Annotated in this window: 19 protein-coding genes; 4 read left to right on the plus strand and 15 right to left on the minus strand. The window is 58.9% G+C overall.

Annotated features, from left to right (window positions below; translation table 11 throughout):
- Positions 1–80: 80 nt before the first annotated feature.
- The 11 genes from pgi to dksA form a co-directional block, all read right to left on the minus strand.
- Positions 81–1,745, minus strand: a complete 1,665-nt coding sequence (gene pgi / locus ABVN21_RS27425; RefSeq protein WP_339555086.1) for a glucose-6-phosphate isomerase — start codon at positions 1,743–1,745, stop codon at positions 81–83.
- Positions 1,746–1,991: 246 nt separating this feature from the next.
- Positions 1,992–2,372, minus strand: coding sequence for an aspartate 1-decarboxylase (panD, locus tag ABVN21_RS27430; protein ID WP_339555087.1), 381 nt, complete (start codon positions 2,370–2,372; stop codon positions 1,992–1,994).
- A gap of 58 nt (positions 2,373–2,430) precedes the next feature.
- Positions 2,431–3,291 (minus strand): pantoate--beta-alanine ligase, encoded by an 861-nt coding sequence (gene panC / locus ABVN21_RS27435; protein ID WP_339555088.1) that lies wholly within the window; start codon positions 3,289–3,291, stop codon positions 2,431–2,433.
- Positions 3,288–4,088: a 3-methyl-2-oxobutanoate hydroxymethyltransferase gene (gene panB, locus ABVN21_RS27440; RefSeq protein WP_339555089.1), complete on the minus strand. Its 801-nt coding sequence runs from the start codon at positions 4,086–4,088 to the stop codon at positions 3,288–3,290. The genes panC and panB overlap by 4 nt, the downstream gene beginning before the upstream one ends.
- A gap of 332 nt (positions 4,089–4,420) precedes the next feature.
- On the minus strand, positions 4,421–4,906 hold the full coding sequence (gene folK, locus ABVN21_RS27445; protein WP_339555090.1) for a 2-amino-4-hydroxy-6-hydroxymethyldihydropteridine diphosphokinase: 486 nt from the start codon (positions 4,904–4,906) through the stop codon (positions 4,421–4,423).
- A 2-nt stretch (positions 4,907–4,908) separates the two neighbouring features.
- Positions 4,909–6,309, minus strand: coding sequence for a polynucleotide adenylyltransferase PcnB (locus ABVN21_RS27450; RefSeq protein ID WP_339555091.1), 1,401 nt, complete (start codon positions 6,307–6,309; stop codon positions 4,909–4,911).
- Between the two features lie 734 nt (positions 6,310–7,043).
- Complete coding sequence (locus ABVN21_RS27455; protein ID WP_339555092.1) at positions 7,044–8,477, minus strand: sigma-54 dependent transcriptional regulator; 1,434 nt, start codon at positions 8,475–8,477, stop codon at positions 7,044–7,046.
- 22 nt (positions 8,478–8,499) lie between these two features.
- Positions 8,500–11,454, minus strand: coding sequence for an ATP-binding protein (locus ABVN21_RS27460; RefSeq protein ID WP_339555093.1), 2,955 nt, complete (start codon positions 11,452–11,454; stop codon positions 8,500–8,502).
- Positions 11,438–11,614 (minus strand): hypothetical protein, encoded by a 177-nt coding sequence (locus ABVN21_RS27465; protein ID WP_003176118.1) that lies wholly within the window; start codon positions 11,612–11,614, stop codon positions 11,438–11,440. Before ABVN21_RS27465 ends, ABVN21_RS27460 begins: the two co-directional genes overlap by 17 nt.
- A gap of 77 nt (positions 11,615–11,691) precedes the next feature.
- A complete protein-coding gene (gene gluQRS, locus ABVN21_RS27470) occupies positions 11,692–12,579 on the minus strand; it encodes a tRNA glutamyl-Q(34) synthetase GluQRS (RefSeq protein ID WP_339555094.1) in 888 nt (295 codons plus the stop codon).
- A 164-nt stretch (positions 12,580–12,743) separates the two neighbouring features.
- Positions 12,744–13,184, minus strand: a complete 441-nt coding sequence (gene dksA / locus ABVN21_RS27475; protein ID WP_034151259.1) for an RNA polymerase-binding protein DksA — start codon at positions 13,182–13,184, stop codon at positions 12,744–12,746.
- A gap of 335 nt (positions 13,185–13,519) precedes the next feature.
- On the opposite strand from dksA, the gene ABVN21_RS27480 reads away from it, so the two are divergent.
- Both ABVN21_RS27480 and sfsA read left to right on the plus strand, forming a co-directional pair.
- Positions 13,520–14,692, plus strand: a complete 1,173-nt coding sequence (locus ABVN21_RS27480; protein WP_339555095.1) for a pyridoxal phosphate-dependent aminotransferase — start codon at positions 13,520–13,522, stop codon at positions 14,690–14,692.
- Positions 14,692–15,405: a DNA/RNA nuclease SfsA gene (gene sfsA / locus ABVN21_RS27485; protein ID WP_339555096.1), complete on the plus strand. Its 714-nt coding sequence runs from the start codon at positions 14,692–14,694 to the stop codon at positions 15,403–15,405. The genes ABVN21_RS27480 and sfsA overlap by 1 nt, the downstream gene beginning before the upstream one ends.
- Here the strand turns inward: sfsA and ABVN21_RS27490 are convergent.
- The gene (locus ABVN21_RS27490; RefSeq protein WP_339555097.1) at positions 15,402–15,719 is read right to left on the minus strand and encodes a Rieske 2Fe-2S domain-containing protein; all 318 of its coding nucleotides are present in this window, start codon (positions 15,717–15,719) and stop codon (positions 15,402–15,404) included. The two genes, sfsA and ABVN21_RS27490, sit on opposite strands and share 4 nt — an antisense overlap.
- A 163-nt stretch (positions 15,720–15,882) precedes the next feature.
- Between ABVN21_RS27490 and ABVN21_RS27495 the strand changes: the two genes are divergently transcribed.
- Positions 15,883–16,755, plus strand: coding sequence for an ABC transporter substrate-binding protein (locus ABVN21_RS27495; RefSeq protein WP_339555098.1), 873 nt, complete (start codon positions 15,883–15,885; stop codon positions 16,753–16,755).
- Between the two features lie 320 nt (positions 16,756–17,075).
- Here ABVN21_RS27495 and ABVN21_RS27500 read toward each other — a convergent pair whose 3' ends face one another.
- From ABVN21_RS27500 to ABVN21_RS27510, 3 genes are all read right to left on the minus strand, one after another.
- A complete protein-coding gene (locus tag ABVN21_RS27500) occupies positions 17,076–17,348 on the minus strand; it encodes a TfoX/Sxy family protein (protein WP_007971093.1) in 273 nt (90 codons plus the stop codon).
- A 240-nt stretch (positions 17,349–17,588) separates the two neighbouring features.
- Complete coding sequence (locus ABVN21_RS27505) at positions 17,589–17,936, minus strand: pentapeptide repeat-containing protein (protein ID WP_339555099.1); 348 nt, start codon at positions 17,934–17,936, stop codon at positions 17,589–17,591.
- A 90-nt stretch (positions 17,937–18,026) separates the two neighbouring features.
- Positions 18,027–19,583, minus strand: coding sequence for a bifunctional aminoglycoside phosphotransferase/ATP-binding protein (locus ABVN21_RS27510; protein ID WP_339555100.1), 1,557 nt, complete (start codon positions 19,581–19,583; stop codon positions 18,027–18,029).
- Positions 19,584–19,698: 115 nt separating this feature from the next.
- Between ABVN21_RS27510 and mrcB the strand changes: the two genes are divergently transcribed.
- The gene (mrcB, locus tag ABVN21_RS27515; protein WP_339555101.1) at positions 19,699–22,023 is read left to right on the plus strand and encodes a penicillin-binding protein 1B; all 2,325 of its coding nucleotides are present in this window, start codon (positions 19,699–19,701) and stop codon (positions 22,021–22,023) included.

A 22,023-nucleotide genomic window follows, 5' to 3' on the forward strand; every position in this document is an offset into this window, starting at 1 on the left:
CATAAATGTCGAATGACATACCGTTATCGCTGGCAAGCCAGCTCCTGCAGGGAATGGGGGCATTGTTGCCCCCCGTAAAATCACCCGCGGTGACGACCACGGAAGTAGTTGATCAGCCCTTGGGTGGACGCGTCGTCAGCCGGCGTTTCTTCACTGCCAACCAGACGGTTGTACACGCCTTTGCCCAGTTCCTTGCCCAGCTCCACGCCCCATTGGTCGAAGGCGTTGATGCCCCAGATCACGCTTTGCACAAAGACCTTGTGCTCGTACATCGCCACCAGTGCGCCAAGGCGACGCGGGCTGATACGTTCGACCACCAGGGTGTTGCTCGGACGGTTGCCCGGGATCACCTTATGCGGCGCGAGTTTCTGGATTTCTTCTTCGCTCATGCCTTTGTCGCGCAGTTCGGTTTGCGCTTCGGCGAGGGTTTTGCCGAGCATCAACGCCTGGCTCTGCGACAGGCAGTTGGCGTACAGCCACTGATGGTGGTCAGCCACCGGGTTGAAGCTGACGATCGGCACGATGAAGTCGGCCGGGATCAGTTGGGTGCCCTGGTGCAGCAACTGGTGGTAGGCGTGCTGACCGTTGCAGCCGACGCCGCCCCAGATCACCGGACCGGTATCGGTGCTGACGGGAGTGCCGTCCTGGCGCACGCTCTTGCCGTTGGATTCCATGTCCAGCTGTTGCAAGTGCTTGGTGATGTTACGCAGGTAGTGGTCATACGGCAGGATCGCGTGACTCTGCGCGCCCCAGAAATTGCCGTACCACACGCCGAGCAATGCCAGCAGCACCGGCATGTTCTGTTCGAACGGAGCGGTCAGGAAGTGCTGGTCCATGGTGTAGGCACCGGACAGCAGCTCCTTGAAGTTCGACATGCCGATGGCCAGGGCGATCGGCAGACCAATGGCCGACCACAGCGAATAACGGCCGCCGACCCAGTCCCACATCGGGAAGATGTTTTCTTCGCGGATGCCGAATGCGACGGCAGCGGCATTGTTGCTCGATACCGCGATGAAGTGACGGTGCAGTTCGGCTTCCGAACCACCCTGGGCCAGGTACCAGGCGCGAGCGGCCTGGGCGTTTTTCAGTGTTTCAAGGGTGTTGAAGGATTTTGACGAGACAATGAACAGCGTGGTCTCGGCGCGCAGCTTCATGGCCAGTTCGTGGAACTCGCTGCCGTCGATGTTCGCCAGGTAATGGCAACGCACGCCTTTCTGGGCGTAGGACAGCAGCGCTTCGGACACCAGCTCGGGGCCGAGGAACGAGCCACCGATGCCGATGTTCACCACGTCGGTGATTGGCTTCTCGGTGTAACCGCGCCACAGGCCGTCGTGGATCCGGCCCACGAGGTCGGTGATCTGGTTCAACACCTTGTGCACTTCGGGCATCACGTTGACGCCGTTGACCGACAACTTGTCGCCCACCGGACGGCGCAAGGCGGTATGCAAGGCCGGGCGGCCTTCGGAGGCGTTGACGATTTCGCCGTCGAACAGCGACTTGATCGCGCCTTTGAGATCGACTTCGTTGGCCAGCCCCACCAGCAACTGTCGGGTCTCGGCGTTAATCAGGTTTTTCGAATAGTCGAGAAACAGACCGCAGCTGCTGAGGGTGAATTGAGTAAAGCGATGCGGGTCGGCATTGAAGGCCTCGCGCATGCTGAAATCCTGCATGGCTTGGCGGTGGTCTTTCAACGCTTGCCAGGCGGGCAGAGCGGTAACGTCATGAGGGGTGCGGTAATACGCCATCGCTGCGGGTTTCCTTTTTACTTGAACGGCTTTTATGACACTGAAAGTCCCGGAATGTCTCGGCCACTGATTGGGCCAAGTCCGGTCAGCCTGCGTGCACACGATTAAATAGCGCAGACCGGTAACAGTAAACCTCGCGGGGTGATCTGTCTTGGCTTTGTCTGACCTGCGACCGGTACTTTTTTATACCGGTACCGCAGGCGAGGACAATAGAGGACGTTTCCGGTGTAGAGACTGGGGGTCCGATCAGGCGACCTGAACCGGAATGGCGTTGCTGGTGTGACTCAGCTCATTGCCCGGCGCCATGTACAGCATGCGCGGCTTGAAGTTAAGCAGTTCGGCTTCGCTGTAATGGGCGTAAGCGCAGATGATCACGCGATCGCCGACCTTGGCTTTGTGTGCGGCGGCACCGTTGACCGAGATCATGCGCGAACCCTCTTCGCCACGAATGGCATAGGTGGTGAAGCGTTCGCCGTTGTCGACGTTGTAGATCTGGATCTGTTCGTACTCACAGATGCCGGACAGGTCCAGCCATTCGCCGTCGATGGCGCAAGAACCTTCGTAATCGAGAACAGCGTGGGTGACTTCGGCGCGATGCAGCTTGGCTTTGAGCATGATGGCGTGCATGAGTGTTTCCCAGGTCGGAATCGAGCGGCGGGCATTGTGCCCACAGGGTTTGCGGTGCTTAAGCTGGCGCGTCGAGGTTCAAGTGCAAGTTGTCGATCAACCGTGTCGTACCCAGGAAGGCCGCTACCAGAATCACCAGGTCGCGGTCTTCAGGTGTTGCCTGACGCAAGGTCAGCGCGTGACGGATTTCCAGGTAGTCCGGACGCAGGCCGGCAGCTTCGAGCTGCTTTACCTGTGCGCTGATCAGCGCCGGGAAGTCCCGTTCACCCTGCTTGATCGACTCGGCGATCTCGCTCAGCGCGCGATACACCACAGGCGCAACGGCGCGCTGGTCTTCGCTGAGGAAGCCATTGCGCGACGACAGCGCCAGGCCATCGGCTGCGCGCACGGTCGGTTCGCCAATGATCTGGATCGGCATGTTCAAGTCATGCACCAATGCGCGAATCACCGCCAGTTGCTGGAAGTCTTTCTGGCCGAAAATCGCCAGGTCAGGCTGGACCATGTTGAACAGCTTGCTGACTACCGTCGCCACACCTTCGAAATGCCCCGGACGGCTGGCGCCGCAAAGGCCTTCGGACAATTGCGGGACGCTGACCCGGGTCTGGCCGGCCATGCCGTCGGGGTACATTTCTTCAACGGTAGGCGCGAACAGCAAGTCGCAACCGGCTTCGAGCAGTTTTTCCTGATCCGCCGCCAGAGTGCGTGGGTACTTGTCGAGGTCTTCGCCGGCGCCGAATTGCAGCGGGTTGACGAAAATACTCGCGACCACGAAATCCACCCGTTGGGTGGCTTTGGTAATCAGCGCGACATGGCCACTGTGCAGATTCCCCATGGTCGGCACGAAGCCGATGCGCTTGCCTTCACCACGGGCGCGGGCCACGGCGGCGCGCAGTTCGCGTACGGTTTTTACGGTGTTCATGCAGAGAATCCGTGTTCGATGCCAGGGAAAGTCGCTGCTTTGACTTCAGTGACGTAAGCGCTCAGGGCGGCGTGAATGGTTTCCTGGCTGGCCATGAAATTTTTCACGAATTTCGGTACGCGACCGGTAATCGACAAGCCCAGCATGTCGTGCAAGACCAAGACCTGGCCGTCGGTGCGGTTGCCGGCGCCGATCCCGATCACCGGAATCTTCACCGCCTGAGTAATTTCTTCGGCCAGCTCGCTTGGCACGCATTCGAGCAGCAGCATCGCCGCGCCGGCCTGTTCCAGGGAAATCGCATCGGCACGCATCTGCCGCGCCTGGTTTTCATTGCGCCCCTGCACTTTGTAGCCGCCGAGGATGTTCACCGACTGCGGCGTCAGGCCCAGGTGCGCGCACACCGGAATGCCACGTTCGGCAAGCAGGCGAATAGAGTCCGCCAGCCACAGTGCGCCTTCAACCTTGACCATGTGCGCGCCGGCCTGCATCAACAGGGCGCTGTTGGTCATGGCTTGCTCGGTGGTGGCATAGGCCATGAAGGGCAGGTCGGCGAGGATCAACGCATCGGTGTTACCGCGTTTGACGGCCGCCACGTGGTAAGCCATTTCGGCTGTGGTGACGGGCAGGGTGCTGTCGTGACCTTGCAGAACCATGCCGAGGGAGTCGCCCACCAGCAGCACTTCAACACCAGCCTGATTGCAGGCGTGGGCGAAGGTCGCGTCATAGCAGGTCAGCATGGTGATTTTTTCACCTTTTTGCTTGAGACCTTGCAGGGTGGTCAGGGTGATGGCTGGCATGAAAATGTTCCTCATTCAGGCGCTGTGGAAACTACTGCGAGTAACGCGCGTGATTCTTCGTTAAATACAGGCGCACGGTCTGTTGTCGTGCTTGTAAGGCCTGGATTGCGCCCTTCAACGCCGTGTTGGCGGCAGCGGGACGCCTATAGTCGTGAGGAGAACTCGGGAAGTCAATTGGATGTGTTACCGCATTGTTACGTCCGGGGTGTTACCGATGGGGACTGATGCGATTCAGCAAACGTCAAAGTAAAAAGATCGCAGCCTTCGGCAGCTCCTACAGAAGCGCATTGAACTGTAGAAGCTGCCGAGGGCTGCGATCTTTTAAGCTTTACTCAGACTGCCGGGAGGCGTTCCAACCCGACGAACGGGCAGGCAGCGATCAGGTCGCGAAGGTAACGACCATCCGCCAGACGCAAATCCGCGGGCGCCATTTCGGCTAGCGGATACAGGACGAAGGCCCGTTCCTGCATGTGATAGTGCGGCACCTTGAGGCGAGGCTCATCGATCAACCGGTCACCGAACAACACAATGTCGAGATCCAGCGTGCGCGGTCCCCAGCGTTCAAGGCGCTCGCGGCCCTGTTCGTTCTCGATGGCTTGCAAGGCGTCCAGCAAATCCAGTGGCGCCAGCGCACTGTCGAGGGCTGCGACTGCGTTGGTGTAACGCGGTTGGCCGGGGAGTAGCGAGTCACTTTGATAGAACGCGGAAACCCCGACCAGTTTTGATTGCGGCAGCCGGGACAGTGCTTCGACAGCACTGCGCAGTTGTTCGGCAGGTTCAGCCAGGTTGCTGCCCATGCCGATGTAGATGCGTTCCATGATTACTCGCCCGAAGTGCTCGGCGCGCCCGCGACACGTTTGCGCTTGGAACCGCTGCTGCGTCGACGCTTGCGTGGTGCGCCGGTGCCTTCGTCCTTGCCGCTGAGGTCGCGGATCATGTCGCGACGTTCGCTCTCATTGGCGTCCTGATAATCGGTCCACCACTCGCCCAGGCCATCGGTCTGCTCGCCCGCGCTTTCGCGCAACAGGAGGAAGTCGTAACCGGCACGGAACCGTGGGTTGTCCAGGAGCAGGTCGGCGCGTTTGCCACTGCGGCGTGGCAGACGTTCCTGCATGTCCCAGATCTCGCGGATAGGCATGGTGAAGCGCTTCGGAATCGCGATGCGCTGGCACTGCTCGGCAATCAGCTCGTGCGCCGCTTCCTGCATCGCCGGAATCGGCGGCATGCCACGTTCTTGCAAACGCAGAACGCGGGCGGGCAGGGCTGGCCAGAGCAGGGCTGCAAACAGGAATGCCGGCGTCACCGGTTTGTTCTGCTTGATGCGCAGGTCAGTGTTGATCAACGCTTCACTGATCAGGGTATGGGTGTAGGTCGGGTTGTATTCGAGCGCCTCGGCACTGGCCGGGAACAGTGGGTCGAACAGTTGCAAGTCGACCAGCATCTCAAAGGTGTCCGCCGCATGGCCGGAGAGGAATAGCTTAAGCACTTCTTCGAACAGGCGGGCCGACGGGATTTCGCGCAGCATCGGTGCCAAGTCGCGGATCGGCAGGGCGCTGTGTTTTTCAATGCCGAAATTCAGCTTGGCGGCAAAACGCACGGCGCGCAGCATGCGTACCGGGTCTTCCTGATAACGCTGCTTCGGGTCGCCGATCAGACGGATCAGATGGTTGCGGATGTCGTGTACGCCGTTGGCGTAGTCGAGGACGCGCTCACTGACCGGATCGTAATACAGGGCGTTGATGGTGAAGTCGCGGCGCTGCGCGTCTTCTTCCAGGGTGCCGTAGACGTTATCGCGCAAGATGCGCCCGCTCTCGTTGCGGGAAGACTGGTTGCTGTCTTCCTCTTCTTCGTTTTGCGGGTGGTTGGCGCGGAAGGTCGCGACTTCGATGATTTCGCGGCCAAAGTGGATGTGCACCAGTTTGAACCGGCGGCCAATGATCCGCGCGTTGCGGAATTCGGCTCGTACCTGTTCAGGCGTGGCACTGGTGGCGACGTCGAAATCTTTCGGCGTGATGCCGAGCAGCATGTCGCGCACGCAACCACCAACCAGGTAGGCCTGGTAACCGGCGCCTTGCAGGCGTTCGACGATGTTCACCGCGTAACGGCTGAATTGCGCCTTCTGCAGCGAATGTTGGCCGCTGTTGAGCACTTCAGGCGTGCTGCGGATGTGTTGCGTACGACGCACGGGAGTGCGGAATGACTGGAACAGCTTCTTCAGCATGGGATGCACTGTTTGAAGGAATGTTCGGCCAAAAACAAAGAATGACCGCATGATGGGCGGGGATTCTAGCATTTAGTCGGGGGATGGTGTAGGACGCAGCAGATATGAGCTGTAAGCCTGATGCTTCAAGGCAGAAGCGGGCTGATTCGAGGGGATTCCAAATGGCGGAAACTACAAGGGGAGCCGAAGCTCCCCAAGAAGTAGTTGCATGCTCTATTTTTGTTATTGGTTTCGGGCTTTTTGTTTTTGTTAAGTGCCCTCGCCATGAAGCTTCCTTCATGACCCTCCCAATCGGGAGCCAAGAGCAAACGGATTGCTTTGGTCGCTGAATTGCAGTGATCTCTCGATCCAACCAGTACAGGCTCTGTCTGAGTGACAGTTTTTTGTTGTTCTCGGCCTGGTCGTGGGGCAAGCCCCAAATACAACGCCTCTCCAAAAGAATCAGTTAGCTGCGCCTCTCGCCGTCTTGTTTTTATTGTGCGTGAGTCGATTCGTCTTATTTTTATTGTCTTGTGCATTGCTTGTTATTGTTCTTGTACCAAACATATAGCAGGGGGCGTGCCAACTTTTGAGAACCCCAGTAAAACAACGGCTTAGGCATGTTGATGGGGTTTGTGCAGACCAAAAAAGCCGGGGCTTCGTTACCGTAAGCCCCGGCTTCTGTTACGTGAAAAAGCTGAGGTAACAGTTTTTTCACAAAGTCATGTGTTACCCGCACATCAGGCAGGTGCGGTTCAGCTCTCGCTGGCCACCCCGGTTTTGCGTCGCGGAATGCCCAGACGCTGACGGCGTTCCCACAGACATTTACGACTGACTCCGAGTTTGCGTGCCAATTCGGTTTCGGTCATGTGGTCCTGGTGTTCGAGCACGAAGTGCTGGAAATAGTCTTCCAGCGACAGGTCTTCGGTCGGTTCATGGCTGTTGTTGGCGCTCGTATTGCCTTGTTGCGGCGCCAGGCCGATGAACTCGTCGTCTTCCAGATCGCTCAGTTCAATGTCGATACCCAGCAGCTCGGCGGAAATCTCCGGGCTCTCGCACAGGATCACAGCGCGCTCGACAGCGTTTTCCAGTTCACGAACGTTACCCGGCCACGAGTAGTGACGAATCGCTTGCTCGGCATCCGGGGCGAACTTCAGGTCGGTGCGGTTGATCCGCGCGCTCTGGCGCGCCAGGAACGCGTTGGCGATTTCGTTAACATCCGCACCACGCTCGCGCAGTGCTGGGAGTTTCAGGGCGATTACGTGGAGGCGGTAATACAAGTCTTCACGGAACTGGCCGATTTTCGCCAGGCTTTTCAGATCGCGGTGAGTCGCCGCGATCAGCCGCACATCCACTTTCTGCGACTGCACCGAGCCCACACGGCGAATTTCACCTTCCTGCAACACGCGCAGCAGTCGAGCCTGGGCTTCCAGTGGCAGTTCGCCGATTTCATCAAGGAACAGAGTGCCACCATCCGCCGCTTCTACCAGACCGGCACGGCCAGCGCTGGCGCCGGTGAACGCGCCTTTCTCGTGGCCGAACAATTCAGACTCGATCAGGCTTTCCGGAATGGCCGCACAGTTGACCGAAATCATCGGTGCCTTGGCCCGTTTCGAAAGATTGTGCAGGGCGCGCGCCACCAGCTCTTTACCGGTGCCGGACTCGCCCTGAATCAAAACATTGGAGTCAGTTGGCGCGACTTTGCGGATTTTGCCGTACAGATCCTGCATCGGTGGGCACGAGCCAATGATGCCGATCTCGCCGTTGCTGTTATCGACACCCGTTTTCGCCGCGCCGTTGGCCACTTTGCCGGCAACCGGTTCACTGGCTTGCACGGTCTGCCGGTCACGCAAGATGCGCGCGACGGCCTGGAGCATTTCGTCGTGATCGAAAGGCTTGGCGATGTAATCGACCGCACCCATTTTCATCGAGTCGACGGCTGAGCGCAGGCTGGCGTAGCTGGTCATGATCAGCACCGGAGTGCCCTGGCCCAGCTTGATCAACTCGGTGCCCGGCGCGCCAGGCAAACGCAGATCGCTGACGATCAGGTCGAACGTGGGAATGGTGAAGCGTTCTTGTGCTTCCTGCACTGAACCGGCTTCGCTGACCTGGTATTGGTTGCGTTCCAGCAGGCGGCGCAAGGCGGAGCGGATAATGGTTTCGTCTTCGACGATCAAAATGTGCGGCATTGATTCGATACTCTCGACGGTCTCAGTTCACAGCGGACGTCGCTTCGACATGACGCGGTAATGTCACCCGGATACGGGTGCCGCGTTGGCTCTGAACATCAGCCGGGCTGTCGATGGTGATTTGTCCATAATGCTCTTCAACGATGGAATAGACCAGTGCAAGGCCCAGACCGGTGCCTTCACCAGGGTCCTTGGTGGTGAAGAAGGGTTCGAACAATCGGTCCATGATGCTCGAGGGAATACCGCTGCCTTCGTCTTCCACGATCAGATCGACCGTGTGCTCGCCGGCTTCGCTCTTGACCCGCACCGCACTGCCGGGAGGCGAGGCGTCGCGGGCGTTTGAGAGCAGATTGATCAGTACCTGGGCGAGCCGCTGCGGATCGCCTTCGACCCAGTGATCGGGATCACACAGGTTGTAGAACTGCACTTCGAAATTGCGTCGGTTCAGGGCCAGCAGGCCGATGGCATCCTGGGCGACTTCGGCCAGACAGACGGGCTCGTCGCTGTGCTGATGGCTGCCGGCATGGGCGAAGCTCATCAGCGATTGCACGATGCGCGACACACGTTTGGTCTGCTCGAGAATCTGTCCGCTGATTTCCGTGAGTTCGCCGTCCTCTTCGCGCTCTTCGCGCAGGTTTTGCGCCAGGCAGGCGATGCCGGTTATCGGGTTGCCGATTTCGTGGGCCACGCCCGCCGCCAGTCGACCAATGCTGGCTAGTCGCTCGGAGTGCACCAGCTTGTCTTCGAGCATCTGCGTTTCGGTCAGGTCTTCCACCAGCAGCACCAGGCCGCTGTTTCCCGGCGCGAGCGGTTCATCGATCGCGGCTTTGTGCAGGTTCAGCCAACGGGTCTGGCCGTCCAGGGCCAGGTGCTGTTTGTGTAAATGTTCGTCCGGCACGTTGATAAAACCTTGCAGCAGGGCTTTCCACGGGTCGGCAATGGTGCTCAGGCGCGAACCGACCACACGCTGTGCGGCGATCCCGGTGAGCTCCTCCATGGCTTTGTTCCACATGAGGATTTCCTGATCCTTGGCCAGCGAGCAGACGCCCATCGGTAATTCTTGCAGGGTCTGGCGGTGATAGCGGCGCAGGGCATCAAGTTCGGCAGCGAGGCCGGTGAGGCGCGAGTGGTAATCCTCGAGGCGGCTTTCAATGAAGTGAATGTCTTCGGTGACATAGTTTTCGCCGCCTGCCTTATAAGGCAGGAACGTCTCGACCATGTCCTGGGCGACACTCGGGCCCATCAGGCCGGAGAGGTTGGCCTCGATACGGTCACGCAAGCGGCGCAAGGCATAAGGCCGGCGCTCGTCAAATGGCAGGTAGAGATCGCGCAGGGCTTGCTCGACTTCTTTCTGTGCAGCCTTGGCACCCAAGGGTTTGGCCAGTTGCGTGGCGAACTCCTGGGGCGAGGCGGCGTGCAGTTCGCGACGTTGCGGGCGACGCACGTTGTCCACCGCGCAGGCTTCGGCGGCGCTGGCTTCCTCGGTGCTGGCATTGGTGAACAGCGAAATCAGGGTGAACATCAGCACGTTGGCGGCCAACGAAGCGATCGCTGCCATGTGCCAACTGGTGTCGTCCAGCACGTAGATCATGTTCAACAGCGGAATGTAGAAGCCCTGCAGATTGCCGACCAGCGGCAGGAGCATGGTCACCAGCCACACCAGAATCCCCGCGAGCAACCCTGCGATGAAGCCCCGACGGTTGGCGGTCGGCCAGTAGAGAACCGACAGCACGCCGGGCAAGAACTGCAACGTAGCAACGAAGGCGACGATGCCGAGGTTGGCAAGATCCTGTTCCGCACCCAACAGAAGATAGAAACCATAACCGGCCATGATGATCGCTACGATCAGCGCCCGGCGTGTCCATTTCAGCCAACGGTAAATATTGCCTTCCGCGGGTGGCTGATACAGCGGCAATACCAGGTGATTCAGGGCCATCCCCGACAGCGCCAGGGTGGTGACGATTATCAGGCCGCTGGCGGCAGACAAACCGCCGACATAAGCCAGCAACGCCAAGGCCTTGCTGTTGGCGGCGATGCCGATGCCCAGCGTGAAGTACTCCGGATTGGTGGTGGCTCCGAGTTTCAGGCCGGCCCAGAGAATCAGCGGCACCGCCAGGCTCATTAGCAGGAGGAACAGCGGCAAACCCCAGCTGGCGCTGACCAGCGAGCGCGGGTTGAGGTTTTCGGTGAAGGTCATGTGGTACATGTGCGGCATTACGATCGCTGAGGCGAAGAACACCAGCAGCAAGGTTCGCCATGGGCCTTCCTGCAATGGCGTATGCAATGCAGCAAGGGCGGTCTGGTTTTGCAGCAACCACAGTTCCAGCTGTTGCGGGCCGTCGAACACGCCGTACAACGCATACAGTCCGACACCTCCAAGGGCGATCAGCTTGATCACCGACTCGAAGGCAATCGCGAACACCAGGCCTTCGTGTTTCTCGCGGGTGGCGATGTGGCGGGAGCCGAAGAAAATCGTGAACAGCGTGATCAGCGCGCAGAAGCTCAGCGCCACGCGGTGTTGCACGGGCTCGCGGGTGAGGATGCCGATGGAGTCGGCCACTGCCTGAATCTGCAACGCCAACAGCGGCAGTACGCCGACCAGCATGAAAATCGTCGTCAGCGCACCGGCCCAGGTACTGCGGAAACGGAACGCGAACAAATCCGCCAGGGACGATAGCTGATACGTGCGAGTGATTTTCAGGATCGGATACAGCAACACCGGCGCCAGCAGAAACGCTCCTGAGACGCCCAGGTAACTGGACAAGAAGCCGTAGCCGTACTGATACGCCAGTCCAACCGTGCCGTAAAACGCCCACGCACTGGCATAGACCCCCAGCGACAGGGTGTAGGTGAGCGGGTGGCGAATGATCGCCCGGGGAATCATGCCCCGTTCACTGATCCAGGCCACACCGAACAGCACCGCCAGGTACGCGGCGCTGATCAGGATCATCTGGGTCAGGCTAAAGCTCATCGGCATCTTTTTGGCTCTGCAGGATGAAGGTCACGACGATCAGAATCAGCCAGAGCAAATAAGGGCGATACCAGGCGCCAGTGGCGTCGATCCACCAATCCATGATGGCCGGGGAAAACAGATAAATCCCCACTACCAAAAGCAGGACCAAGCGATAGATGTACATCCCGGCCTCTCTTTTTTATGCGCGTGCCCGAAAACGTGCGGCGATGGTAACGGATGGGGGCGCCACTGCAAGTACGATCACTGTAGCTCGGCCTCGTGCAGGTTAAGAGTGCGCGGGATCAGCGAGGCATCCCAATGGGCGATGCCCCAGTTCAGCACTTCGCGCGGCGTGGCGTAAGCCAGTTCAGCGCCAGGCTTTTGCCCCAATGCCCGCAGGGCACGCAATAACAAAGGTGTGGCTTGATCTGCGGTCAGCGGCGGTGAACGGTAGGACTTGCCGAGTTTGTTGCCGTCGGGCTGGGTAATCAGCGGAATGTGCAAGTAACGCGGTTGGCGCAGGCCGAGCAGTTCCTGCAAGTAGAGTTGGCGTGGAGTGGAGTCGAGCAAGTCGGCACCACGGACGATGTCGGTGACGCCTTGCCAGGCATCGTCCAGCACCACCGCCAGTTGATAGGCGTAGAGCCCATCGCGGCGGCGGATCACGAAGTCGCCCACGTCCCGGCCCAGGTGCTGGTGGAATTCGCCTTGCACCCGGTCGATGAAGTGGTAGTCCAGTTCGGGGACGCGGACACGAATGGCGGCGTCTTCGCTGCCGTGCCCGGCATTGCGGCAAAGTCCAGGATAAATGCCGTTATACGGTTCCAGTTGTTTGCGCGAGCAGGTGCAAGCGTAGGCCAGGCCGTGATTGAACAGGCGGTTGAGCACTTCAGCGTAAGCGTCGTGACGCTCGCTTTGACGGACCATCTCGCCATCCCACTCGAAACCGTAACTTTCCAGGGCCTTGAGAATCGCCGCCTGAGCGCCAGGTTCCTCGCGAGGCGGGTCCAAGTCTTCCATGCGCATCAGCCAGCGGCCACCCACGGAACGCGCGTCGAGGTAAGAAGCCAGCGCAGCGACCAGCGAGCCGAAATGCAGATGGCCGCTCGGCGTGGGGGCGAAGCGCCCGATGTAGGTGATGGCTGTCATGGCAAGATATTACTTAAATGGCGATTAGCGCTTTGTAGGAGCCGGCTTGCTGGCGATGGCGTCTTTGAAATCGCTATCGCCAGCAAGCCGGTTCCTACAAATATCATGAACATCAGAAACAAAAACGGAGCGTTCGCACGCTCCGTTCTTCGTTCAAGTCGCAGTTACTTGCCGACTTGCTTTTCCTTGATTTCCGCCAGGGTCTTGCAGTCGACACACATGTCGGCGGTAGGGCGGGCTTCCAGTCGCTTGACGCCAATCTCGACGCCGCAGGACTCGCACCAACCGTATTCTTCGTCTTCGATCAGTTGCAGCGTCTTGTCGATCTTCTTGATCAACTTGCGCTCACGATCGCGGGCACGCAGTTCGAGGGCGAACTCTTCTTCCTGGCTGGCACGATCTGCCGGGTCCGGGAAGTTGGCTGCTTCGTCCTTCATGTGATCAACCGTGCGGTCGACTTCCTGCATCAAGTCCTGTTTCCACTTGTTCAGGACCTTGGTGAAGTGCGCGCGCATGGGCTTGCCCATGTATTCCTCGCCCTTCACTTCTTTGTAGGGTTCGAAGCCGCTAATTGTCGGCTGTTGCTGCTTTGCTTGGGTGGACATGAAATAGACCGCCTCTACTCTTGTAATCCATCTGCGCAGGATTGCTCCATCACCGACACCCGCCGGCCCTGCGGCTGCAAGCGGGCGAACTTACCAGATCAAATCAGACCGCGCTACTCCCGGATGTCGAGGTCGCGGCCTGTGGCGCTTGCAAATGATGGCAAAGCGCTGTCTGGTGGATCTGGAGCCCTGATCAATTATTGATTTTAGTCAAACCTTGGGCGCTCGCTTGAGTCGTTTTGGGTCTGGGTTATACGGCTCTGACCGCTTTAGGTTCTCGCTCGTTCCTGCGCTTGGGTAGAATCGATTTCTTTTCCCCGTTTGAAGGAAGGCCAATGGCTCAGTCCTACAGTGCTCGCAGTCGTGCGATCGAACCTTTTCATGTCATGGCGTTGCTGGCGCGCGCCAATGAATTGCAGGCGGCCGGTCACGACGTGATTCACCTGGAAATCGGTGAGCCGGATTTCACCACCGCCGAGCCGATCATCCGCGCCGGCCAGGCCGCATTGACGGCGGGGAAGACCCGTTATACCGCCGCACGCGGGATTCCCGAATTGCGTGAGGCCATTTCTGGCTTTTATCAACAGCGTTATGGCTTGAACATCGATCCGCGACGCATCCTCATCACGCCCGGTGGCTCGGGCGCTCTGCTGCTGACCAGCGCCTTGCTGGTGGATCCCGGTAAACATTGGCTGTTGGCGGACCCGGGCTACCCGTGCAACCGGCATTTCCTGCGGTTGGTGGAGGGCGCCGCGCAGTTGGTGCCGGTCGGCCCGGATGTGCGATATCAACTGACGCCGGGCCTGGTCGAGCGTTACTGGGATCACGACAGCGTTGGCGCACTGGTGGCATCCCCGGCCAACCCGACCGGGACGATCCTGACCCGTGATGAACTGGCCGGGCTGTCCACCGCGATCAAGGAGCGTCACGGACACCTGGTGGTGGACGAGATCTACCACGGCCTGACCTACGGCACGGATGCGGCGAGCGTGCTGGAAGTCGACGACAGCGCTTTTGTGCTGAATAGTTTTTCCAAGTATTTCGGCATGACCGGTTGGCGGCTTGGCTGGCTGGTGGCGCCGGACGCGGCAGTGGGCGAGTTGGAAAAGCTCGCGCAGAACCTCTACATCAGCGCACCGAGCATGGCCCAACATGCGGCCCTGGCCTGTTTCGAACCTGCAACCATCGCGATTCTGGAAGAGCGCCGCGCCGAATTCGGCCGCCGTCGTGATTTCTTGCTGCCAGCACTGAGAGAACTTGGTTTCGGCATCGCCGTTGAACCCGAAGGCGCGTTTTACTTGTACGCCGATATCGGCAAGTTCGGCGGCGATGCCTTCGCGTTCTGCCGTCACTTTCTCGAAACCGAGCATGTGGCGTTTACCCCGGGGCTGGACTTCGGGCGTTATCAAGCCGGGCATCATGTGCGGTTTGCCTACACCCAAAGCCTTCAGCGTCTGGAAGAAGCGGTGGAGCGGATTGCGCGTGGTTTGCGGAGCTGGCAAGGCTGATGCGATTTCATCCTCCCCTCGAAGAAGGTCGGCTGATCCGCCGCTACAAGCGTTTTCTCGCCGATATCGAAACCGTTAATGGCGAGTTGCTGACCATTCATTGCCCCAATACCGGTTCGATGCTCAATTGTCAGGTCGAGGGCGGACAGGTCTGGTTCAGTCGCTCCAACGACCCCAAGCGCAAATTGCCGGGCACTTGGGAAATCGGCGAAACCCCGCACGGGCGCCGGTTTTGCGTAAATACCGCCCGGGCTAATGGCTTGGTCGAAGAAGCCCTGCGCGCCAGCATCATCACCGAGCTGAGCGGTTTTACCGAGCTCAGACGCGAAGTGGCCTACGGCCAGGAAAGCAGCCGGATCGATTTTCGCCTCGATTACCCCGGCGGGCCGGCTTACGTGGAAGTCAAAAGTATCACGCTGGGTTTTGACGGCTCATCGGTAGCGGCTTTTCCCGACGCGGTGACGCAGCGCGGGGCCAAGCACTTGCGTGAGTTGGCGCATTTGGCCCGGGACGGGATTCGAGCGGTGCAGTTGTATTGCGTGAACCTCACCGGAATCGACGCCGTGAGGCCTGCGAAAGAAATCGATTCGGCCTATGCCGCAGCCTTGCGTGAGGCGGTGGCTTGTGGCGTTGAAGTGCTGGCTTACGGCGTGCGCTTGGACCATGAAGAGATCGTAATCGATCGGCGTCTGGAGGTATTGCTCGACGCCTAAACGCTGATCCAGATTCCTTTTGCGTCTTCGCGACAGGCTACGCGGGTCAGCGATTGTCCCGCACACGGCCCGGCCACGCATTCTCCATCCTCGATCAGAAACAGGGCGCCATGGGTCGCGCACTGGATCAGGCTGTTGCTGGGATCCAGGAACTGGTCGGGGGTCCATTCCAGCCCGACGCCGCGGTGCGGGCAACGATTGACATAGACATAAGCCTGACCGCCCCTGCGCACCGCAAAGACCTTTTGGCCGTCAATGTTGAACCCGCGACTGCTGCCATCGACCAGCTCTTGGCCTGGGCAAAGAAGCTTCATGTCTATCCTCAAATTTCGACGCGCATTGTAGGAAATGTCTCTACTTGACGCTTAAATGCAAACAATTATCAAATGGCCTTCCACCCAAAGGGTGCGTTCTGAATGCCGAGGATACTTGGCATATCAGCCTGATGCCCGGGGAAAACGATTAAGGAAGCTGTTTATGCGCCTGAGTGCCCGTGTCGCTGCGATCTGTGCCGGACTCCTCGTCAGCCACCTCGCTACAGCGGCTGAATTGCCGCAACGTTGGGTCAGTGCCGGTGGAGCGCTGTCGGAGTGGGTTGTCGCGCTCGGTGGTGAGTCGAAACTGGTCGGTGTCGACACCACCAGCCAGAATCCGGCCTCCCTCAAGGCATTGCCGAGTATCGGCTATCAGCGGCAGCTGTCGGCCGAAGGTGTGTTGAGTTTGCGCCCGCAAATTCTGGTTGGCACGGAAGAGATGGGGCCGCCACCGGTGCTATCGCAAATTCGCAGCGCTGGTGTGCAGGTCGAACTGTTCTCGGCTCAGCCGGATTTGTCGACGTTACAGGGCAACCTGCAGCATCTGGGCAAATTGCTCGGTGCCGAAGAGCGGGCAGCGCAGTTGCTGGGCGCTTACACACAGAAACTCGAACAACAAAAAATCAGGGTCACCCGGGCGCAATTGACGCAACCATCCCCGGGCGTGCTGTTGTTGCTCGGCCATGCCGGCGGCAAGCCGCTGATAGCCGGCAAGGGCACGGCCGCCGATTGGTTGCTGCAACAGGCTGGTGGTCACAATCTGGCGACCCACACAGGTTACAAACCATTTTCGAATGAATCCCTGGTGAGTCTGGATCCTGCTGTGCTGGTATTCGCTGATCGTGCGCTGACCGGCGAGGCGGCGCGTGCGGCCTTATTTAAGGAAAACCCGATTCTGGCCTCCACTCGCGCTGCCAGGGACGGGCGGGTGATCGAGCTAGATCCGACCTTACTGGTGGGAGGGCTGGGGCCGAGATTGCCGGAAAGCTTGAACAAATTGACGTCGGGTTTTTTCCCTGGGACTAACGACCAATAGGTATCGTCCGCTCTGCGCCAAATGGGCAGGGCGGATGACTTTTCCACAGGCAAAAAAAGACCCGGCAAGAGCCGGGTCAAATAACCGTGATTAGCCTGATGAGGAGATAATCTGAGAGTCCGAACCAAGGGCTTTTCAGAAAATCGACCGGTCTCGCGACCAGTTGTGATAATCATATCGATTCTCATTACCAAGTCAACCGCTGATTTTTCATTTAATCGATTTGTGTCGCTCGTTAGCTGTAAGTCGTTGAAATTACTAAACCGTGATCTGTCGTTTTCAGTGAATGTCTAAAAGCGCGAGCGGCAAAACGAACGTGCTCAATTCTTGTGACGTGACGAAATGGCTTCCAATTGTTTGTTCAGTGCTTCTTTGCGCTCGGCGGGAATGTCGTTCCAGTGCACATCCATCAGCGCACCTTCAATTGCATACAACAACACCTTGGACGCCCGGAATCCGCGCGTGCGCACGGCCCGATAAGCGTCCACCGCCCCCAGGCGACGCAAGTCCGAGGCGCTGTGAATGCCCACGGCATGCAGCCACTGCGCCGACGTCTTGCCAAGATTTTTCAGGTGTTGCAGTTCATCATTCATCAAGCCTCCTTGCGATGGCCGAATGGTGCGTGGGCAAGCTTCTGAGGAGTGTAGCCATCAGCAGCAAAAGCGTGATTGTTTGGTCGAGTTCGACGCAAAAGCTTCTAAGCGCCCGGCAGCGACTGAAACGTCAATAACCGCGAACGCGGTGGGAGGATGGGTAATAAGGCAGGAATTATCGTCGATCTTCCCGGCGTCCAGCGCGAAGGGGAGCGCTGGACTTGTCAGGCATCCTACCGATCAGCGAGTGCGATATCGCAGTCGCGTACCGAAATTCATCGACATGAGAATCTCATCGGCACTCAGTTCTGCTGGGAAATAGGCGCCGGAAATCTGCGCATGGGCCAGGCTCGCGCCCTCGAGGGAAGCGCTGCGAAAGTCGATGCCGCGTAAATCAGCGGAGCGGAAATAGGCGTCGGTAAAGTCAACACCGTGCGCATTCAATTCGCGCAGGTCCAAACCCCGGAAGTCACCGCCCACCATGTTGATCGGCCCGTCCTTCGGACGCTCGTTGTTGAAGCCTGCGATGTCATCCCTGTGCAGCAAGGCATAAAGCGGAGTGTCGAGAAGTTTTGGCTGCTGGCTCATGTCATTTTACCTGTTGGTTTTATGACGCCAGTATAGTGCCACTATTTGACAGCCGTGAAGCCACCGAAGGCTTCACGGCTGAAATACTTCTTACAGGCCTGGCAGACGCTGGCGAATCTGTTCCACCACGGTGTCGAGCGTCCCGCTTTCATTAGTCTGAACACGTTTACTGCAGAGGATTTCTGCTGGCGTCAGTGCTTCACGACTGGCTTGCTGGGCTTCGATAACGGCCAGCGTGGCATCGGATGGATCCTTTTTATCCGCCTGGCGCTGGGCTAGCCAACTCTCGATCACGGCTTGTGGTGCGTTGCAGTCGAGGATCAGGAACGGGGCGCCGGTGGCCTCGGCAACCTTCGCAGCGCTGTCGCGTTGATCGCGCTTGAGGTAAGTGGCATCGACCACCACCGGGAACCCGGCGTGCAGGATCACAGCGGCAATTTCATGCAGGCGGTTGTAGGTCGCGGCGCTGGCATCGGCATTGTAAATGCCGGCCTGCAAGTCGTTCGCGACGGTTTGCTCGCCGAACATACGTTTGCGTTCAACATCGGAGCGCAGGCGAATCGCACCCAGCGCTTCTACCAGGCGCATCGCCACGTGGCTTTTGCCGACGGCCGAAACGCCATGGGTAATAGCCATGAAGCGCGAAGGAATGGTGCTGTAGCTTTCCGCCAGGTTGGCGTAGTTGCGGTACTGGCGCAGGGTTGTTGCGCGCTGCACCGGAGTGGCTTCGGCCGGCATGCTGAACAGGCTGACCTTGGCGCGTACCAGCGCTCGGTAGGCTTTGTAGAAGTTCAGCAGTTCCAGGCCCTGGTAATCGCCGGTCAGCTCCAGGTATTGGCTGATGAAGCGACGAGCCAGGCATTTAAGGCCGCGGTCTTCCAGGTCCATTGCCAGGAAGGCGGTATCGGCATACACGTCGGTGAAGCGGAACGGTTCGTTGAATTCGATGCAGTCGAAAATCACCACGTTGCCGTCGATCACGGTGGCGTTGCCCAAATGGATGTCACCATGGCATTCGCGAATGTAACCGTCAGTTTTGCGCTGGGCCAGCAGCGGCTTGAGACGTTCGAAGCTGCTCTCTGCCCAGGCTTGCAGTGCGTCGAGCTGCTGCAGGTCAGCCTTGTCACTGAGGAATGGGAGGATTTGTTCGAAGTTCTGCCGCACCGGCGCCATGACACTGTCTGGTGTGCCCGCTTCGTGTACGGCCGGGACTTTGGGGGCACTGAGGTGGAATCGGGCGATTTGTGCTGCCAGCGCGTCGATGTGCGTGGTGGTGAGTTCGCCGTTGGCCTGCAAGGTGCTGAGCAAGCCGGTTTGCGGAAACTGGCGCATTTTCAGTACATATTCAATAGCCGGGCCTTCACCGCCGAGTTGTGGTGCTTCGGGAGTGCCGGTGACGGGTAGAACCTCCAGGTACAAATCGTCTGTCAGGCGCTGGTTCAGGCGCAGCTCCTCGCCGCAGAAATGCTCGCGAGACTCAAGGCTTGTGAAGTCGAGGAAGCCGAAATTCACAGGCTTCTTCACTTTATAAGCATAGGAGCCAGTTAGCAGCACCCAGGAAATATGCGTCTCGATGAGCTGGAACCCGTCTACCGGGTGTGGATAAAGGGCCGGGTTTTGCAGGGCGGCGATCAGAGACTGGCTCACAGGAGATCCTTCGGAGGCTGGGAAAATTCAGGTCGTCATTATGGCCGCTCGCCAGCCCAACGCAAACTCGGAGGGCTCCTGTTGAGTATGAATAAAGTGCGTATAATCCGCCGCCATGACTCGTACTCGAACTCCCCGAACCCCCAAAAAACCACCCGCCAAGGGATTGAACCCTTGGCTGGGCTGGGCCCTGAAACTCAGCCTGGTCGGCCTTGTGATGCTGGCCGGATTCGCGGTTTACCTTGATGCCATCGTGCAGGAGAAGTTTTCCGGCAAGCGCTGGACGATTCCGGCCAAGGTATACGCGCGTCCACTTGAACTGTTCGTCGGACAGAAGCTCAGCAAGGACGATTTTCTTACCGAGCTCGATGCGTTGGGCTATCGCCGTGAAAGCGTGAGCAATGGACCTGGCGCGGCCGCTGTCAACGGCAATACCGTCGACTTGAATACTCGTGGCTTCCAGTTCTACGAAGGTATGGAGCAGGCACAGCCCGTGCGTGTGCGTTTCTCCGGCGACTATGTCGCCGAACTCTCGGCGACGAACGGTTCGAAGCTATCCGTGGTTCGCCTGGAACCGCTGCTGATCGGCGGGATTTATCCGAAGAACCTCGAAGACCGCATCCTGATCAAAATCGATCAGGTTCCGCCGTATTTGCTGGAAACTCTGGTCGCCGTGGAGGATCGGGATTTCTATAGCCACTGGGGCGTTTCGCCCAAGTCGATTGCGCGGGCTGTCTACGTCAACACCTCTGGCGGCAAGATGACCCAGGGCGGCAGTACGCTGACGCAACAACTGGTCAAGAATTTCTACCTGACCAGCGAGCGCAGCCTGAGCCGTAAGCTCACTGAAGCCATGATGGCAATGTTGCTTGAGTTGCATTATGACAAACGAGAAATTCTTGAGGCTTACCTCAATGAAGTGTTCGTAGGTCAGGATGGTCAGCGGGCAGTGCATGGTTTCGGTCTGGCCAGCCAGTTCTTCTTCGGGCAGCCATTGTCCGAACTGAAGCTGCATCAAGTCGCGATGTTGGTGGGCATGGTCAAGGGCCCGTCCTATTACAACCCGCGTCGCAATCCTGAGCGGGCGCTTGAGCGACGTAATCTGGTGCTCGATGTGCTTGAACAACAAGGCGTTGCCACCGCCGAGCAGGTCGCTGCCGCGAAGAAAATGCCGTTGGGAGTAACAACACGAGGCAAATTGGCGGACAGCTCGTTCCCGGGCTTCCTTGACTTGGTCAAGCGTCAACTGCGCGAGGACTATCGCGACGAAGACTTGACCGAAGAAGGCCTGCGAATCTTCACCAGCTTCGACCCGATCCTGCAGATGAAAGCCGAGGCGTCGGTCAACGACACCTTCAAGCGTCTGTCCGGACGCAAGGGCTCCGATGACGTTGAAGCGGCCATGGTCGTGACCAACCCGGAAACCGGGGAAGTCCAGGCCATGATCGGCAGTCGCCAGGCCAGTTTCGCCGGTTTCAACCGTGCGCTGGATGCTGTTCGACCGATCGGCTCGTTGATCAAGCCGGCGGTATATCTGACAGCGCTCGAGAAGCCAAGCCAGTACACATTGACCAGTTGGCTGTCGGACGAATCCTTCTCGGTCAAAGGTGCGGACGGTCAGGTCTGGAAACCGCAGAATTACGACCGCCGCTCCCACGGTACGGTTTTCCTTTATCAAGGGCTGGCGCATTCCTACAACCTGTCGACCGCACGTCTCGGGTTGGCGGTGGGTGTGCCGAATGTGCTCAAGACACTCGGGCGTTTGGGTGTGAACCGCGAATTTCCAGCGTTCCCATCGATGTTGTTGGGCGCGGGCGGCATGACGCCGATTGAAGTGGCGACCATGTACCAGACGCTCGCCAACGGTGGTTTCAATACGCCGATGCGCGGCATTCGTAGTGTATTGACCGCCGAAGGCGAGCCGCTCAAGCGGTATCCGTTCCAGATTCAGCAGCGTTTCGATCCGGCGTCCATTTACCTGATCCAGAGCGCCATGCAACGGGTCATGCGCGAAGGTACCGGCAGCTCGGTTTACAACGTGTTACCAAAGACCTTGACCTTGGCGGGCAAGACCGGGACCAGTAACGATTCGCGGGACAGCTGGTTCGCCGGCTTCAGTCAGGACTTGCTGGCGGTGGTGTGGCTGGGGCGCGATGACAACGGCAAGACACCGTTCACCGGCGCCACCGGTGCGTTGCAGGTCTGGACCAGCTTCATGCGCAAGGCGGACCCGCTGCCGCTAGACATGCCACAACCGGACAACATTGTTCAGGCCTGGGTCGATTCGCGCACCGGGCAAGGCTCTGATGCCAACTGCCCAGGCGCCGTGCAGATGCCGTATATTCGCGGCAGCGAACCGCCTCCCGGCGCTGCTTGCAGTGGCGAAAGCCCTGCTTCAGGCGAAACGGTGATGGATTGGGTCAAAGGCTGGATGAACTAA

Source organism: Pseudomonas sp. MYb327 (assembly GCF_040438925.1).
In the GTDB taxonomy this organism is placed as follows: domain Bacteria; phylum Pseudomonadota; class Gammaproteobacteria; order Pseudomonadales; family Pseudomonadaceae; genus Aquipseudomonas.